At 73.6% G+C, this 15,998-nt stretch carries 7 protein-coding genes; 4 read left to right on the top strand and 3 right to left on the bottom strand.

Annotation, left to right across the window (positions count from 1 at the left end; genetic code table 11):
* Positions 1-2: 2 nt before the first annotated feature.
* A complete protein-coding gene (locus D7X74_RS02805) occupies positions 3-9,545 on the bottom strand; it encodes a flagellar hook-length control protein FliK (RefSeq protein ID WP_120531355.1) in 9,543 nt (3,180 codons plus the stop codon).
* 169 nt (positions 9,546-9,714) lie between these two features.
* On the opposite strand from D7X74_RS02805, the gene D7X74_RS02810 reads away from it, so the two are divergent.
* The 4 genes from D7X74_RS02810 to bla all read left to right on the top strand — a co-directional run bounded on the left by D7X74_RS02810 (position 9,715) and on the right by bla (position 14,565).
* Positions 9,715-12,195 (top strand): serine/threonine-protein kinase, encoded by a 2,481-nt coding sequence (locus D7X74_RS02810; protein WP_120531356.1) that lies wholly within the window; start codon positions 9,715-9,717, stop codon positions 12,193-12,195.
* Positions 12,196-12,225: 30 nt separating this feature from the next.
* The gene (locus D7X74_RS02815; RefSeq protein ID WP_120531357.1) at positions 12,226-12,930 is read left to right on the top strand and encodes a TIGR02269 family lipoprotein; all 705 of its coding nucleotides are present in this window, start codon (positions 12,226-12,228) and stop codon (positions 12,928-12,930) included.
* Positions 12,931-13,668, top strand: coding sequence for a double-CXXCG motif protein (locus tag D7X74_RS02820; protein WP_120531358.1), 738 nt, complete (start codon positions 12,931-12,933; stop codon positions 13,666-13,668).
* A gap of 141 nt (positions 13,669-13,809) precedes the next feature.
* A complete protein-coding gene (gene bla, locus D7X74_RS02825; RefSeq protein WP_120531359.1) occupies positions 13,810-14,565 on the top strand; it encodes a subclass B1 metallo-beta-lactamase in 756 nt (251 codons plus the stop codon).
* A gap of 14 nt (positions 14,566-14,579) precedes the next feature.
* On the opposite strand, the gene D7X74_RS02830 is transcribed toward bla, so the two are convergent.
* Together D7X74_RS02830 and D7X74_RS02835 are read right to left on the bottom strand one after the other, a co-directional pair.
* A complete protein-coding gene (locus tag D7X74_RS02830) occupies positions 14,580-14,993 on the bottom strand; it encodes a hypothetical protein (RefSeq protein WP_120531360.1) in 414 nt (137 codons plus the stop codon).
* Positions 14,994-15,064: 71 nt separating this feature from the next.
* Complete coding sequence (locus D7X74_RS02835; protein ID WP_233601934.1) at positions 15,065-15,988, bottom strand: CHAP domain-containing protein; 924 nt, start codon at positions 15,986-15,988, stop codon at positions 15,065-15,067.
* Positions 15,989-15,998: the final 10 nt, after the last annotated feature.

Here is a 15,998-nt window from a genome sequence, read left to right on the forward strand (position 1 = left end):
GGTTAGACGTCCAGCGACGCCAGGGCCAATTGGTGGAAGGCCTCGCTGCGGGCAAGCACCTCACCCACATCCACGCGCGTCGGGTCGCCGCCGCGCGAGGACGCATCCAATTGGGCCAGCACGCGGCCCGCCGCCAGCGACGCCGGCATCGCGCGCCAGGCCGCCACCGCCGCGGCCTCCCACGCCAGCACCGTGCCGGGACGGGTGAGCTGTATGCCCGCGTCGCCCAGCGCCAGCGCCAGCGCGCACAGCCAGCCCAGCTCCACCGCGCCGAAGCACCCCAGCGCGCCCGCGCCCAGCACCAGCGCGTCCGGCGACGTGAGGTACGCCTCCACGCCGCCCTTGGGGTCTACGGACAGGCGCACGTGCTCCGCGCCCAGCGAGGTGAGCACCGGCTTCAGCGCGACGTACAGGCGCGGCAGGCTTTCACCCGTCACCGGCACGCGGCCCTCCGGCTCCGGGTGCTGGAAGTCCTGCGCGGGGCGGGCCAGCACGGACACCGGGGCGCGCGGCGCGGGGGCATCGCTGGAGACGAGCGCGGCGCCAATGCCATCCGTGCGCTCGGCGGCCTCCGCGCGGCCCAGGGCGCGCAGCGCTTCCGCGTACAGCGTCCAGCCGTCCACGTCCGGCCACTTCTCGCGCAGCAGCGCTGGCCAGAAGCGCACCGCGAGCGCGGCGCCGTCCGGGGACGGGGACAGCCGCTCGGTCACCCACCGCGTGAGGTCCGGCGTGAGGTGCTTCGCGTCCGCCAGCCGTTCGGTGAGGCGCACCGCGGGGCCCACGAGCTGGGCGTCCAGGTAGCCGCGCAGGATGACTTCCAGCTCCGCGGGTTCGTGCGTGAGCCGCTCGCGCAGGCGCAGCGCTTCGCCCACGAGGCCGCGTGCTTCGGCGAAGCGCACGCGGCGGGCGAGCCGCTCGTCCGTGTCCGGGAGCTGTTCGAGCTGCGCGGCGGCTTCGGCGTAGCGCTGCTGGGCCTCGTAGGCATCCGCCAGCCGCTCACGGTACGGCGTCCACGCGTCGGGGCCGGAGAGCTTCGCGAGCATGTCCGCCAGGGACAGGAACACCGAGGACTCGCGCGCCTCGTCCACCAGCGCGAGCAGCGCCTGCACTGCGGCGAGGCTCTCCGCGTCGTCGGCGAGCGCTTCCTCGAAGGCCTCGCGGGCCTCGGCGGGCTGCGCGAGCGGGCCCTGCAACAGCTCGCCGCGCTCCAGGTGCAAGAGAGCGCGCGCCTTCACGTCCGCGGTGTCCTGCGCGATGAGCGCCAGCGTGCGCTCCGCGGACTCCAGGTGTTCGAGCTTGAGCTCCAGCGCGTACCGCTCGCGCAGCAGCTCCTCTCGGCGCGCGGGCCAGCCGTCGGCGGCGAAGGCCAGCGACTCCAGCCGCGCGGGCTCCGGCAGTGCGTGCACCCGGGCAAGCACCGCTTCGGCCAGGGGCTCGGGCTCCAGGCCCAGCTCCGGCAGGAGCAGCATCAGCCGCGCGGCGAGGCCTGGATCCGCGCCCAGTTCCTCCAGGGCCCGCAGGCGCGCGAACACCGGGGCCGGACGGGCGCGCAGCACCTCGTCCCGCAGGGCCACGGCGAAGGCCGCGTCGCGGTCGAAGGACAGGGCCGCCAGCTCCAGCAGGCCCTCCCATTCGGAGTCCTCGCGCAGGCCGTCCGCCAGGGCCGCCGCGTGGGACGGATCCGCGTCCGGCATCGCGACCAGGGCCCAGAGGGCCACGCGCGTGCGGGGCACGTCGCCGGCCTGCGCGGCCATGGCCAGCGCGTCGATGTATTCGCCCGCGACCATGGCGGGCTCGAAGCCCACGTCCAGCGCGCGCGCGAAGGCGCCCAGGCGGGCGAAGCGTTCGGCCAGCTCCGCCGGGGACAACATGTCCGGCGCGTCGGTGGCGATGCGCTCGATGACCTCCAGCGCCTCGCCCATGTCGCCAGCCTTCTCCCAGAGGCCCGCGGCCTCCAGCAGCAGCGGCGGCCGTTCCTCGGGCGCGGCGAGGCGCGCAGCCTGCAACAGCGCACGGGCCGCGCGGGGCGCGTCTCCCAGGGCACGGTGCAGGTGCGCGACCAGCAGCGCGGCGCGCAGGTCCGGTTCGGTGGCGACGGCGGCCTTCGCGGCCTTCAGCGCCTCTTCCAGCAGGCCCGCCTTCTCGAAGGCCCGGGCGGCGGCCACCAGCAGGGACACCCGGGGCTCGCCCGACACGAGCTCGGCGCGCGCCACGCGCACCTCGGCGCGGCGTGCGTGGGCTTCACCCAGCAGGGGCTCCAGCGCTTCCAGCGCGTCGGCGTAGCCGGCACCAGAGGCACCGCGCGACACCACCGCTTCGAGCGCATCGCGGGCCGTGTCCTCGCGGCCCGCGTCGCGCGCGAGCATCGCGAGCTCCAGCCGGAGCACGGCGGCTTCGTCCGCGTCGTCCGTGCGGGGGACCAGCCGCTCCAGCGCGGCGAGCAGGGCCTCCGACGCCTTGCGCGCGCGCAGTCCTTCCACCAACGCGCGCAGGGCGGCCGGGTTCTCCGGATCCGCGTCCGCCGCGCGCTGCGTGAGGGCCCAGGCGGTGTCCGCGTCCGACAGCGAGTCACTCGCCACGGACGCGGCGGCGAGCAGCAGCTCCGCGGCGCGCGCGCCTCCCGCGGCCTCCGCGCCGACTTCGTAGATGCCCAGCAGGTCGCCGTGGCGGCCCAGGGCGCGCAGGCCCTCCACCGCGCGGTCGATGACGCTCGCGTCGGCGGGGCGCAGCCGGGCCAGGGGCACCAGGGCGTCGATGGCTTCACGCGGATCATCGAAGAGGTCGGCCGCGCGGCGCAGCAGCACCTCTTCCGTCGCGGTGTCCTGGGCCCGTCGCGCGAGCTGCAACGACGCCCGGTACAGGCCCGGTCCGTTGCCCGTGCGCGAGTGCACTTCCGCGAGCAGCGACAGCGCCTCACCGCCGCGCGCGCCCTCCGGCTCCAGCGTCACCACGGCCTCGAAGGCATCCGCCGCGTCGTGGAAGGCACCTGACGCGAGCGAGGCATGCCCCAATCGCAGCCACGTGCGCACGAGCACCGGCACCGGCAGCGTGTCCCCGCCCAGCGCAAGGACGCGGCGGTCGTACGGCTGCGCGGCGGCGGGGCCTCCACCCTGCGCGGCGAGTTCAGCGCGCGCGCAGAGGGCCTCCACGTCGCCGCCCGCGCGGCCCAGGTAGTCGTCGAAGGCCTCGGCGGCCTTGAGCGCTTCGCCCGCGTCCAGCAGGCGCTGGGCCCGCTCGCGCAACAGGGGCAGTGCTTCCGAGGGCGACACGGCCTCGGCGCGCTGGCCCAGCAGCTCCGCCAGCCGGCGCACGTCTCCGGCCGCGCGCTCGCGCACGTGGTGGAAGGCCTCGGCGTTGCTGGCGTCCAGTTCGAACGCGCGGTCCTCGCACAGGATGGCGCGCTCGCGGGCACCGCCCTCGCGGAAGGCGCTCGCGGCGGCGAGGTAGCTGACTGCCGCGTCGGCGGGCTTCTGGCGCTCGGCGCGGCGGAGCATCAGCTCGGCCAGCGACTGGCGCTCCTCCGTCTCCTCCAGGAAGGCGCGGTGGCGCGTGAAGACGGGCTCCCGGAAGGGGTCTGCCTCCAGGAGGATGGCGTCGAACTCGGCGGCGTCCGCGGGGCGGCGCACCTGATGCAGCAGCTCCGCCGCCTGCGCGGTGAGCTCCAGGTCGTCCGGCTTCGCGGCGCGCGCGGCGATGAGCGCGGCGGCGGCGGCCTCCGGCTTGCCCGCGCGATCCCGGTAGATGACCGCGGCCCGGTACAGCAGCGCCGCGTGACGGTCGACGTCCGTCTCGGCTTCCGCGCACTCCTCGTACCAGGCGGCCAGCTCCGCGAGCCGTCCGTCGCGCTCCAGCAGCTCCGCCAGCAGGGTCTCGGCTTCCGCGAGCGCGCGGTCCTGACGCAGCGCCTGGCGCAGGAAGCCCTCGGCCTTCGGCGCGTCCGCGAGTTCGCCCAGGTTCAGGCGCGCGAGCCGCAACAGCACCGCCGCGCCCTGCTTCGTGCCCGTCAGCCGGGGCAGCGCGCGCTCCCACCACCGGGCTTCGGCGGTCGCGTCGTCGCGGCGTTCGGCCAGGGCCGCGCCCAGGCGGGCCGTGTCCAGTTCGGCGGCGAAGCCAAAGGCGCGCTCCAGCGCCTCCTCCGCCGCGTTCAGGTCCAGCTTCACGTCGCGCAGCAACTCCGCGCGGCGACGCTCGCACGCGGCGGCCTCGGCACGGCGGTCCTCGGAGGCGAGCAGGTCGCGCGCGTTGGCGAGCGAGCGCAGCGCTTCATCCGCGCGGCCCAGCACCTCCGCGAGCCGGGCCTCCTCGTCGTAGGCCGCGAGCGCCGCGTCCACGTCCCCGGCCTGGAGGCTGAGCGCGGCCACCGGCTGCAACTCCGCCAGCAGCTCCGTCGAGCGGCCCGTCTCCCGGTAGAGCGCGGCCAGCCGGCGGCGCAGCGGCAGGGGCTCCTTCGCCATCTGCGCCGCGTGCGACAGGAGCGACGCAGCGATGCCCGCGTCCGCCAACGCCTCGCGAGCCCGCTCCGCCAGCGACACCAGCCGCGTGACGGTGGCCTCGGACGGCGCCAGCACGCGCGCGTGGGCGACGCGCACCTCGAAGGCACCGCGCGGATCATCCTTCTCCAGCAGCGCCGCGAGCCGTTCGACGGCGCGCTCGCTCAGCGGACGCTCCGTGAGCAGGTGGCGGTACGCGGCCACCGCGCGCTTCACGTCTCCAGCCTGTTCGGCCAGGTCTCCCAGGCGCAGGTACGCCGCCTCCGCCGCGTCCGGGGCCGCGCGGAAGTCCGCCGCCGTGGCCAGGGCCTCCTGCAACGGCAGGGCTTCGCGCACCGCGCCGCGCAGGTAGAGCAGGTCGGCCAGCGTGGCCAGGTCCTCGCCCCGCGCGGGCACCCGGGCATGCGCCCGGCGCGCCAGGGCCAGCGCGCGATCCAGCTCCTGCGCCTGCCGCGCGTACGTGACGCCCTCTCGCAGCAGCGAGGCGGCCTCGGCGGGCTCCGCCTCCTCGGCCGCGGCCTCCAGCAGTCCCGCGGCTTCCAGCAGCTCGCCACGGTCGGCCACCAGCGACACCAGTCGGCGGCGGACGGAGGCATCCGTCGGGGTCAGCCGCAGCGCCTGTCGCAGCGCGGCCTCGGCGGGCGCGGACTGGCCCAGCCGGTCGAGGTAGAGGCTCGCGAGTTCCGAGTACAGCGCCGCCGCGACGGCGGGCGAGGCATGCGGGGCCTCGGCGGCCAGCAACTCCGCGAGCCGCGCCCAGTCCTCCAGGTCGCGCAGCACGCGCTGCAACGCGAGCGTCGCCTCCTCGTGGCGAGGGGCCAGCAGGAGCGCGGCTTCCAGGTCGCTCGCGGCGGCCTCGCGCTGCCCCTGCCCTTCCAGCAATGCGGCGCGCAGCTGGAGCGCTTCCACGCGGCGGGCAATGGGTCCCTGGCGCGCGGCTTCCGCCAACGCGGCGGCCTCGTCGGCGACCTTGCCCTCTCGACGGGCCAGCTCCGCGAGCGCGAAGAAGGCGTCACACCGCGCGTCGGCGGGCGGCTCCAGCGCGATGGCCGCGCGCAGTGCGTCCCCGGCGGAGGCGCGCTCATCCTTCTCCAGGAGCACGCTGGCCAGGGCCAGCAGCCGCTCACGGGCACGAGCGCCCAGGCTGGCATCGGCGGCCACGGCGCGGCGCCAGGCATCGAGTTCCGCGGGCGCATCCGCCGCCTCGCGTGCCAGCTCCGCCAGCATCAGCAGCAGCGGCGCGGGCTTGCGCGACAGCTTCGCGGCCTGGGCACAGTCATCCCGCGCGGCCCCGACGCGACCGGCGCTCCGGTGCAGCACGGCCCGGCGTGCGAGCAGCTCGGCGCGAACCTCTCCCGACGCGGCCGACACCAGCGTGCCCAGCAGCTCCAACCGCTCGGCCTCCTCCTCCGCACTGCCCGTGCCCGGCGGGGGCAAAAGCTCCAGCAGCGCCTGCGCGGCCCAAGCGTCCTGCGGCTCCTCCACCAGCAGGCTGCGCAGCGAATCCGCCGCCGCGCTCGCACGGCCCAATGACAGACACAGCTCGGCCAGCTCGCGGCGGGCCTGACGGCGGGCGTCTCCGGCGAGGCGCGGCCAGAGTTCCACCAGCAGGTCCGCCAGGGCCTCGCGCGCGCCGGCCTTGCGGTGCAGCGCGGCCAACTCCAGCCGCGCGTCCAGGTCCTCCGGCGTGCGCGCGCAGAACTCCGCGAGCAGGCGGCGGGCCGAGTCCGTGCGGTTGCCGCGCACGGCGGCGGTGGCGGCCTTGCGCGTGAGGGCCACGCGCTCCGCTTCGCGCGGGGCATCCACGTCGGCGGGCGGCAGGGCCAGCACCGCCTCGAAGTCCTCCAGCGCGGCGCGGGCATCGGTGGTCAGCCGCAGCTCGCCCCGGCGGATGCGCGCGGGGGCGAAGGTGGCATCGCGCTCCAGGGCCTCCGCGAGGAAGGCCTCTTCGCGGCTCGTGCCCGCCGCCAGCAGCGACGCGCGGAAGAGCAGCTTGGCGCCCGCTCGCGCGTCCGGCACCAGCGAGGCACGCCGCGCGTACAACCGCGCCGCCTCCAGCTTCTCGCCGCGCTCCAGCTCCAGCTCGGCCAGCGCCTCCAGCACCTCGGCGGCGAGCGGGCCCTCGGGGCTCGCCTCCAACGCGGAGGAGAGCCGCATCAGCGCCGCGGCCTTCTCGCCGCGCTCCAGCAGGGCGCGAGCGCTCTGGAGGAACAGCGGCGCGGCCTCTTCCGCACGGTCCGCGCCCGCGAGCGCCTGCGCGCGCGTGGCCCACAGCTCCGCCAGCGCCTGCGTCTCGCCGGCCTCCGTGTAGAGGGCCTCCAGCCGCGTGGCGAGCACGTCGTCCAGCCGGCGCAGCGGGAACGCCTGCGCATAGGCGGCGATGGCGCCCTCGCGGTCCCCCAGTAGCTCACACGCCCGCCCCAACCGGGCGCGCACGTCCGCCAGCTTCTCCGGCGCGGCGGTGCGGGGCAGCATGGCCAGCAGCGACTCCAGCGCGCGGCGCGCATGTTCGGGCCGCTCGCAGCGCAGGCTCAGGTCCGCGAGGTCCAGCAGGACGCCAGCATCCGGGGCCAGCCGCGCCGCCTTCTCCAGCGCCACCAGCGCGTCGCCCACCCGGCCCAGCCGCGCCTCCAGCACGCCCGCCAGTTCACGCAGGGCCGCCGCCGCCAGCCGCTTGTCGCCCTGGGCCTCGGCCACGCGCGCGCGGTCCTCCAGCGCGGTCGCGAGCCCCGCCATGTCGGAGCGCTTGCGCTGCAGGGCGCACAGTTCGCCCAGCGCCGGCAGGTCGTCCGGCTCCGCGCGCAGCACCTCCTGCAACGCGTGCACGGCCAGGTCCAGGTCGAAGGCGAGGTCGCGCGCGGCCACCGCGAGGCGGCGGTACTTCTGCGCGCGCTCCTTGGGCTCCGGCGTCAGCCTCGCCAGCGCCGCGAGGCAGCGGGTGAGCTGCGCGCCATCGCGGCGGGCCTCGGCCAGCGCGAGCAGCGACTCCAGCGCGGGGCGGTGGTCGCCATCCGCCTCCAGCGCGAGCGTGAGCAGCCGGTCGGCCTTGTCCGCCTGCTGGAGCTTGCCCCGGTACAGCTCGCCGGCCTCGGCCCACAGCGCCGCGCGGGCCTTGGGCTCCTCCTTGAGGGCGGCGGCCTTCTCCAGCGCCTCGGCCAGCTCCTGCGAGCGGCCGGTGACGCGGAAGTATGGGATCAGCTCGTCCAGCGCCACCGCGTCGCGCGGATCCAACGCGAGCGCGGATTCCAGATGCTCGCGAGCCCGCGCCGGGTCGCCCAGCTTCGTGCGCGACAGCCGCGCCAGTGCGTGATGGCTCGCGTGCGCGGCGTGACGGATGCCCTCCGAACGCGGCGCCGGGCCGGCGAGCTCCAACGCCTGCTGGTAGCCGCTCAGGGCCTCCTGCAGACGCCCCAGGCCCTCGGCCACGCGAGCGGAGGCGAACAGCGGCTCGGGTTCACCGGGCAGCAGCGACACCGCCTCGCGGTAGCGCAGGAGCGCGTTCTCCGGCTGCTTCAGCCCCTCTTCCCACACCCGGCCCGCGAGCAGGTCCGCCTGTCCCACGCGGTCCAGCTCATGGCGCGCCATCGACACTTCACGCAGCCGATCCAACGCCTTCAACGCGCGCAGGTGTTCGCCGCCGCGATGGCACAGCTCGCCCAGCAGCAGCAGCGCATCCGGTTGGTCGGGCGACAGGCGCAGCGCGGCCTCGCAGTGCAGCCGGGCCCCCGCGATGTCGTCCTCCGTCTGCGCGCACAGCCGCGCCAGATGCACGTGCGCGTCCGCGGCCTCCAGCGGGTCGCGCGCCAGGGCCGCGAGCCGCCGGTACGCCCGCACCGCGCCCGCCCGGTCCCGCGCTTGATCCGACGCGCGCGCCAGGGCCTTCAGCGACGGCAGGTGATCCGGCTTGAGGCCCAGCAGCTCATGCAGCGCCTTCACCGCCACCTGGGGCGCGGTGTCGCGAGACGAACGGGCCGCGGCCTCGGCGGCGAAGAACGCGGCGGCCTCTTCCGACGTGCGACGGGCCAGCGCGCACAGCGCCAGGTAGCGCTCCGCCGCGCGGGCACCCTCGCCCCGACGCTCGCGCACCACGGCCTCGCCCCACAGCGCCGCGGGACTGCGGTCGCGACGGCGCGACAGCGTGGCCGCCACGTCCAGCGCCAGGTCGTGCGCCTGCGGATCCGCGACCAGCAACGCCAGCAGTCGCTCCGCCGCGAACGGGTGCGCGTCCTGCGCGTCCCCGGCCTGGAGGTACGCCTGCCGGGCCTCCGCGAGCCGCCCCTGCGCGACGAGCCCTTCCGCGTCCGCGAAGGCCCGAGCACCCTCGAGCGCCAGCATCAGCTCCTCGTCCGGCGCGGCGGGCGGGGGCAGTCCACCGGCGGCGAAGCGCAGCCGCAGGCCGGTGCTGGAGACCTCCGCGGCGGACAGGCGCGCGGTGTCGAGCGTGGGGACCTTGTAGCCCCGGCTCATCGCGGCGCGCTCGCACAGGGCGGGCAGCACGCGGGTGGAGAAGCCGGTGGCGCCGCGCACCTCCACCTCCGGCAGGAGCGCCAGCGCGCCTACCGCCGTGGACAACAGCCCCGGCAGCTGCACCGACGGCGTGGCGGAGAAGCCATACAGGCGCACGTCGTAGATGTAGACGGCGAGCCGGTCCCCGTCCGCGTCGAAGGCGACCTTGAACGTGAACGGCGTGCGCTCCGGCGCGGGCAGACGGCCCTGGCCCTCCAGGTAGCCGGGGCGGAAGTGCAGGCGCAGCTCTTCGACGCCGGCCAGCCGTCCGGCCAGCTCCGCCACCTTGCGCGTGATGAGGTCCGCGTCGACGGACAGCTCCAGGAAGCCGAAGAGCAGCTTCTTGCGCTGGTAGCGCGTGGCGCCCGCGCTGACGTTGAACGGGAAGCTGACATCCGGAATCTGGAGCGCGAAGTCGGAGATGCGCAGGCCGGGCTGCACCTCCAATGCCGGAAAGCCCACGAACGCGCGCCGATCCAACAGGCGAAGCTCGGGGGCGGCGCCCGACTGGGGGGCGGCGGACTTGGGGGACTCGCTATCGGTGGCCATCTTCGGAGGGGGGAGAGGCTACCATGACCCCTAAGCCCTCGAAATTTTGGACAAACCCCCGCTCGTTCGGCAGGCGGAGGGGCAACGGATACCCAGGTGATTCCCCTGGAGATTCTGCTGGCGAGGAACGTCATGCGCGCCAGGGGGAAGCCGTGCAAGATGCCGCGCCGTGCTGGTCCCCGACGCCCTGGTCCTCGATGGTCGTTTCCGGGTCCTCGGACCCCTGGGTTCCGGGGGCATGGGTGAGGTGTACCTGGGCGAGCAGGTGTCCCTGGGCCGCAAGGTCGCCATCAAGGTCCTGCACCACGATCTGCACGCCCAGCCCGGCATGGCCGAGCGCTTCAAGCGCGAAGCCCGCCTGCTCTCCGCCGTGGAGCACCCGTCGGTGGTGCGCATCGTGGACTTCGGGCAGTCCGGCGACGCCGCCTGCCTGGTGATGGAGTTCGTGGAGGGCCAGAGCCTGCACGACGCGCTCCAGCAGGGCCCGCTGCTGGCGCCCCGGGCGCTGGCCCTGCTCCAGCAGCTGGCGGAAGGGCTCGCGGCGATCCACGACAAGGGGATCATCCACCGCGACCTGAAGCCGGAGAACGTCTTCATCTCGCCCAGCGTGCGCGGTGAGCAGGCGCGCCTGTTGGACTTCGGCATCGCGCGGCTGGTGGAGCCGGATGCCAACAGCGCGCTCAGCCAGGTGGGCGTGGTGCTGGGCACGCCGGAATACCTGTCCCCGGAGCAGGCCGTGGGCGCGAAGGTGGACACGCGCAGCGACCTGTACTCCTTCGGCGTGCTGGCCTACCGCGTGCTCTCCGGACGCCTGCCGTTCGACGGGCCGTCGCCGCGCCACTTCCTGGCGCAGCACGCCTCGGGCGCGCCACTGCCCCTGGACCGTGCGGCGCCGCAGTTGTCGCGCTACGTGGGGTTGCTGGCGCTGGTGATGCGGCTGCTGGACAAGGACCCGGCAAAGAGGCTCCAGTCGGCGCACGAGCTGGCGGATGCGCTGGGGGTGGCCCATGCCGCGCTGGTGGCGTTCACGCCGAGCCAGGGCACGCCCATCGTCCACGCGGGCATGACGCCCTCCAACGGCACGGCGGCCTTCGCAGGCTCCGAGGTGCGCAACGAGCCCTCCGGCACGTCGGCCTTCGGCGTGAGCGCGGAGCCGGCCGGGCCCGGGTCAGGCACGTCGGCCTTCGGGGCGACGGAGCCGGTGGTGGCTTCTCCGGCGGTGACGGCGCCCCCGGCGGTGCCTCGCACGGGCACGGCGGCGTTCGGGACGGCTCCCCGGCTCACGGGTGGGCTGGGAGCGACGACGGGCGGCGCGGCGGTGGTGAAGCCGCAGAACGTGACGGTGCTGCTCACCGACATCCAGGGCTTCACCGAGCGCATGAGCCGGCAGACGCACGAGGAGAACGCGCGGATGCTGGACACGCATGACCGGCTGCTGTTGCCCATCGTGCGCGAGCACGACGGGAAGCTGGTGCAGAAGCGCGGCGATGCATTGCTCGCGGTGTTCCGGGCGCCCTCGTCGTCCATCCGTTGCGGCATGGCGATGCAGCAGGCGCTCTGGCGTCACAACCAGACGGTGCCGCCCGATGAGCAGCTCCACGTGCGCGTGTGCCTGCATGCGGGCGAAGTGCTGGTGACGAACGACGCGGTGCTCGGCGAGCCGATGGAGGTCGTGAAGGCGGTGGAGCACGTGGCCGCCGCCGGAGAAGTGACCTTCACCGAAGCCGTGAACATGGTGCGCAACCGCGCCGAAGCGGCCGCCGAACCGTGCGGCACCATTCCCCTTCCCGGCCGACAGGAGAAGATCCAGCTCTACCGCCTCACCCGCGCGGCGGAGGGTTCACCGTTCGGCGCGGCGCTGGGCATCAAGGACGCCGGTCCGAAGCGCTCACCGATGGAAGCGCTGAGCGGCCTGGGCACGAAGGTGCGCGAGGGTGTGGCGATGCTGCGCCAGCGCCCGCGCGTGCTGGGCGCAGGGGTGGCGGCGTTGGTGCTGATGGGAGTGGGCGTCGCGTGGTCGGTGCACGCGAGTGATCCGCTGGTGCGGGCGCATGGGTTGCTGAAGGACGGCCAGCCGGCGGAGGCGCTCCAGGTCCTGGAGGGCCCGGATGTGCCGAAGGGCGCGGCGACGACGCGGCTGCGCGCTGCCGCGAATCATGCACAGGGGACGCACGACAAGGAGCACGTCCTGTTGCTGAGCCTGGACAAGCAAGGCCGGGCGGGCCTGGAGATGGGGCTCCTGGACGGGCTGGCGGAGGACTTCGGAAACGGCGAGCAGGACCGCTCCGTGCGCAGGGTGTTGGAGACCCTGCCGAAGGCCACGGTGCGTTCGCACTTCGAGGCCCTGGCGCGCGGCAAGCCGTCGATGAAGCAATGGGGCGGGTTGCGCTACCTGGAGTCGGTGCAGGACACGGAGGGCCTGGACCTGGTGGGGCTCTACACGTCGTCGCTCGACTCCACGGATTGCGGCGTGCGCACGAAGGCGGCGTCCAAACTCGCGACCCTGGGCGACCCCTCCGCGCTGCCCACGCTGGCGCGCGTGGCGGAAGCGGCCCGTGAGAAGCCCGCCGCCGGGACGCGTGCGTGCAATCCGCAGGCGTTCAGCAGGGCGCTCGAAGAGCTGAAGAAGAAGACGCAGGCGGCGCCGTAGTCCTCGGCGCCAGCCACCTCCGAGAACAACATGCGCTGGGTATTTCTCCTCCTGTGTGGATGCTGGCTGGGTTGTGCGGCGTCGGTGGCATCCCAGCCTGGCGTCTCTCCCGTGAGCACGTGGGAGAGCGCCTCGGAGGACTCCCACGAATGCGATGATAGCGGAGAGGACCAGTGCCTTTCTCACGTCTGCTCCGACACGGGATGTGCGCTCTATCGCTGCGAAGACCTGGCACCAGGTCGGATCGCCCGAACGTTCGCGGGCCCCACGCCTCCGGTATTCATCGCGCCCGGGGGTGGTGCCCAGAGAACGTGGGGGAGCGCCCAGGGGCTTCCAGGCGATGCGTTGCCCGTCATGGTGTTCCGCTGGCACCCACGCGAAAAGCTGCCCAGCGAACTCCAACGACAACGGGCCTACGAGGAGTGGGAGCGCCGGCCAAAGGAGCGGCATCACATCTTCCCCCAGGCCCTGCAGGGCTACTTCGCGCGAAAGGGAATCAACGTGCATGACTACGTGATTGCCATCGACGCGGAGATCCACGGCCGCATCCACCGGGGGAAGAATGGAGGTCCCTGGAACGCCGAATGGCGTGCCTTCATCGAGCACACCTTGGGTGAAGCGCAGAAGCACGAGCACTTCGAGCACGCGGGCGCACTCATCCAGAAGTTCGCCCTCGCCGGATACACCCTGACGTATTGGCAGCGGTTCGACCTCACACCGGTTCCCAGGGACTGAATGCGCTACTTCGAGCTTCGAGAACCCACGGACGCCACCCGCTGGACCGGCGAGTTTCGCGCGAAGCGGCGGTGGGGCCTGCCCGGAGTGGCGTGCCCGACCTGTCACGCGGAATGGAGTGGCGTGCTGTCCTATCCCGCCGTGGATCTCTCCCGCCTCCCGGAACAGAAGTCCTTCGCGGAGCCACGACTGGAGCCCTACGCGGAATACACTCGGCTCGCGGAGCAGGTCCGCCCCCTGCTCCCTCCGGGTGCTCTGCTTCAGCCCGGCTGCACCTTTGGTGCGTTGCGTGGCAACGCACAGGGACGGTTCGGCCCCATCACCGTCTTTCCCTCCTGGGAGATCTTCCTGCGCGAGGATGCCCTGACGTCCTTCCGGGCCGGCGCGCTGAGAGGACTCATCCCCGTGCTGGCGGAACTCTCGTTCCCGACGCAGGACGCGGAACAGCTCCACGAACTCCAGTTGCTCCCCAGAGGCCGCCTGCACGAAGCCTGTCTTCCCGTGGGAAGACCACCGCCCTGTCCAACATGCGGGCGGCAGGGATTCCGGATGCCCTCCAAGCGGTGGCTGGACGCGGACTCCCTTCCCGCCGACCTGGACATCTTCCGGTTGGAAGATGCCGTGACGCTGATCATCGCCACCGAACGGTTCGTGGAAACGCTCCACGCGCTGGGACCGAGCGATGTGGAGAGCCTTGAAGTGCAGGCCGTTCCGGGAAGCGCTCGCAGCCCTGAGTGACTGCCCGTCGTGGCCCATGGGCCGCACTTGCGTGTCCCTGCACCCTCGCCATCCCCCAGGTTTTCAGGTCACGTCGTGACGGATCCGCGCGCACACGCCTTGCATCCGCGCGCCCAGCCACCCGCTTCCTCCTGGAGCCCCATGACCTCACTGCGAACCTGCGCCCTCCTGCTCCTCCTCACCGCCTGCGCCACCACCCCCTCCGCGCCCTCTTCACCCCAGGACGAAGTCGTGCTCGCGGAGGACGTGCGCATCCGCCGCATCGCGCCCGGCGTGTGGATGCACGAGACGAACGCCAGCAAGGAATGGGGCGGCACGCCCGCCAATGGCCTCATCGTGGAGGACGGCGACGCGTCCATCCTCGTCGATACAGGCTGGAATCCGCGTCAGGCCGAAGCCCTCATCACCTGGGCCCGGGACTCACTGCACCACCCGGTGCGCGCCGCGGTGGTGACGCACTTCCACATGGACCGGACCGGTGGCATCCCCACCCTGGAAGCGCAGCACATCGCCGTCCACGCACGTGAGGACACCGCCCGCCGCGCTGCCGCGCAGGGCAACCCTGTCCCCACCTCGCGCGTGTCGGATGCGCAGGACTTGGGGCCGCTGTCGGTGTTCTTCCCGGGTGCCGGCCACACGCCCGACAACCTCATCGTCTTCCACCCGGCCTCGGGCATCCTCTACGGAGGCTGCTTCATCAAGGACGCGGCGGCGAAGGACCTGGGCAACCTGGAGGACGCGGACACCACCGCCTGGCCCGCGAGCCTCCAGCGCGCACGCGCGCACTACCCCGACGCGCGCGTCATCGTGCCCGGCCACCACGCCCCCGGTGGGCCGGAGCTACTCGAGCACACCGAGGCCCTGCTGCGCGAAGCCCCACCCGCGGCCTCGCGCTGAAGCGCTGACACGCTTCAGTCGTCCCGGTGCGCGTGGCCCTTCTTCTTGCCCCGCCCATGCCCGTGGTCGTCGTCGTCATCCCAGTCGTCGTCGCGACCGCCGCCCTTGCCCTTCACCTTCTCGTTCACCTTGAGCAGGTTGCGCGTGTACGCGTCGTAGTCCAGGTGCAGGTGCCCCTTCGCCCCCTGCGCGTACGCGCGCAGCTTCACCTTCCACACGTTGTTGCCGGTGAGGTGCGCCTCCTGCAACTCACACCGATACCCGCGCGAGCGGCACTGCTCGAACCCCCGCCGCACCGCCTCGTCGTAGTTCATCGCCACCGGACGCGGCGGCGGCGCGGGGCGCGGCGGAGGACGCGACGGACGGGAGCTCGCGACGATACATCCCGAAGAGAGCAGCAAGGTTCCCAGCAGCAGGGGCAATCTCATGCGCGGGATGACGCCACACCCGCGCCCGGATTCAAACGGGCCCGCCGTATGTCCTTGCGACTGCGGTGAGACTACAAACCTCCAGGCGAGGCGAACGCGACGAACAACTCCCCCGCGAGGTAGGCGCGAAGCCCCTTGCTCGCCGGTCGGATGAAGTCGTTGAGCAACGCACCCTTCGCCTGCCGGTGCACCGTCGGGAACGCCAGGTTCATGTGGCTGCGCGCCACGCCCTTGCCACCCCGGTGGATGAACGTCACGGTGCCGTCCGCGTCCACGCGCTCGACCACCGCGATGTGCGTCATCCCGTCGTTGCGCTTGCCGTCGCGGTTGCGGTCGTACGTCTCCTTGAAGAACGCCAGGTCGCCCGGCCTCGGATTCAACCGGTGCACCGCGCCCGCCGCCTGCGCCCGCCGGAAGATGCCCGTGACGGCGTTCTCCCCCGCGAGGAATCCGTGCGCGACCAGGTCGATGCCCGCCTGCAGGTACGCCAGCCGCACCAGCCCCGAACAGTCGTTGGGCACGGACCTGTCCAACCGCCGCGCGCCCACCAACTGCGCCGCTCTCGCCACGATGCCCCGGGCCTGCTTCGACGGCGGAGGCAACAGCTCGTCCCAGAATCCGCCCGGGCCCCGCGTGGGCCCCGTGAAGAGCGCCGCGGCCTCCAGCGCCGCCGCGATGACGCCCGCCTCCTCTGGCAACTCCCCGGGGTCCGCCGCCATCAGCGACGCCAGCGCGTCACGGCCCTCCGGCGTCACGAACTCCAGCGGAGGGGGCGCTTCCGCCTTCACGCCCAGTGCGCCCTCGGCGCCCACCGCGGCGACCCTCGGTGGCGCGGCGTGAGCCTTGGGGAACTCGGCGGGGTGCAGCTCCAACACACTGTGGGAGGCGACGTCCGGGACGTGCGCGCAACCCACCAGGCAGCCCAGCGACATCAGGATGACGAGCGACGAACGGCGCAGCAGCAACAAGTCCTCCGGGGGTGAACGCGGCCGCATTCAACCCCGG

This window comes from Corallococcus sp. CA047B (assembly GCF_003612065.1).
Lineage (GTDB): Bacteria > Myxococcota > Myxococcia > Myxococcales > Myxococcaceae > Corallococcus > Corallococcus praedator.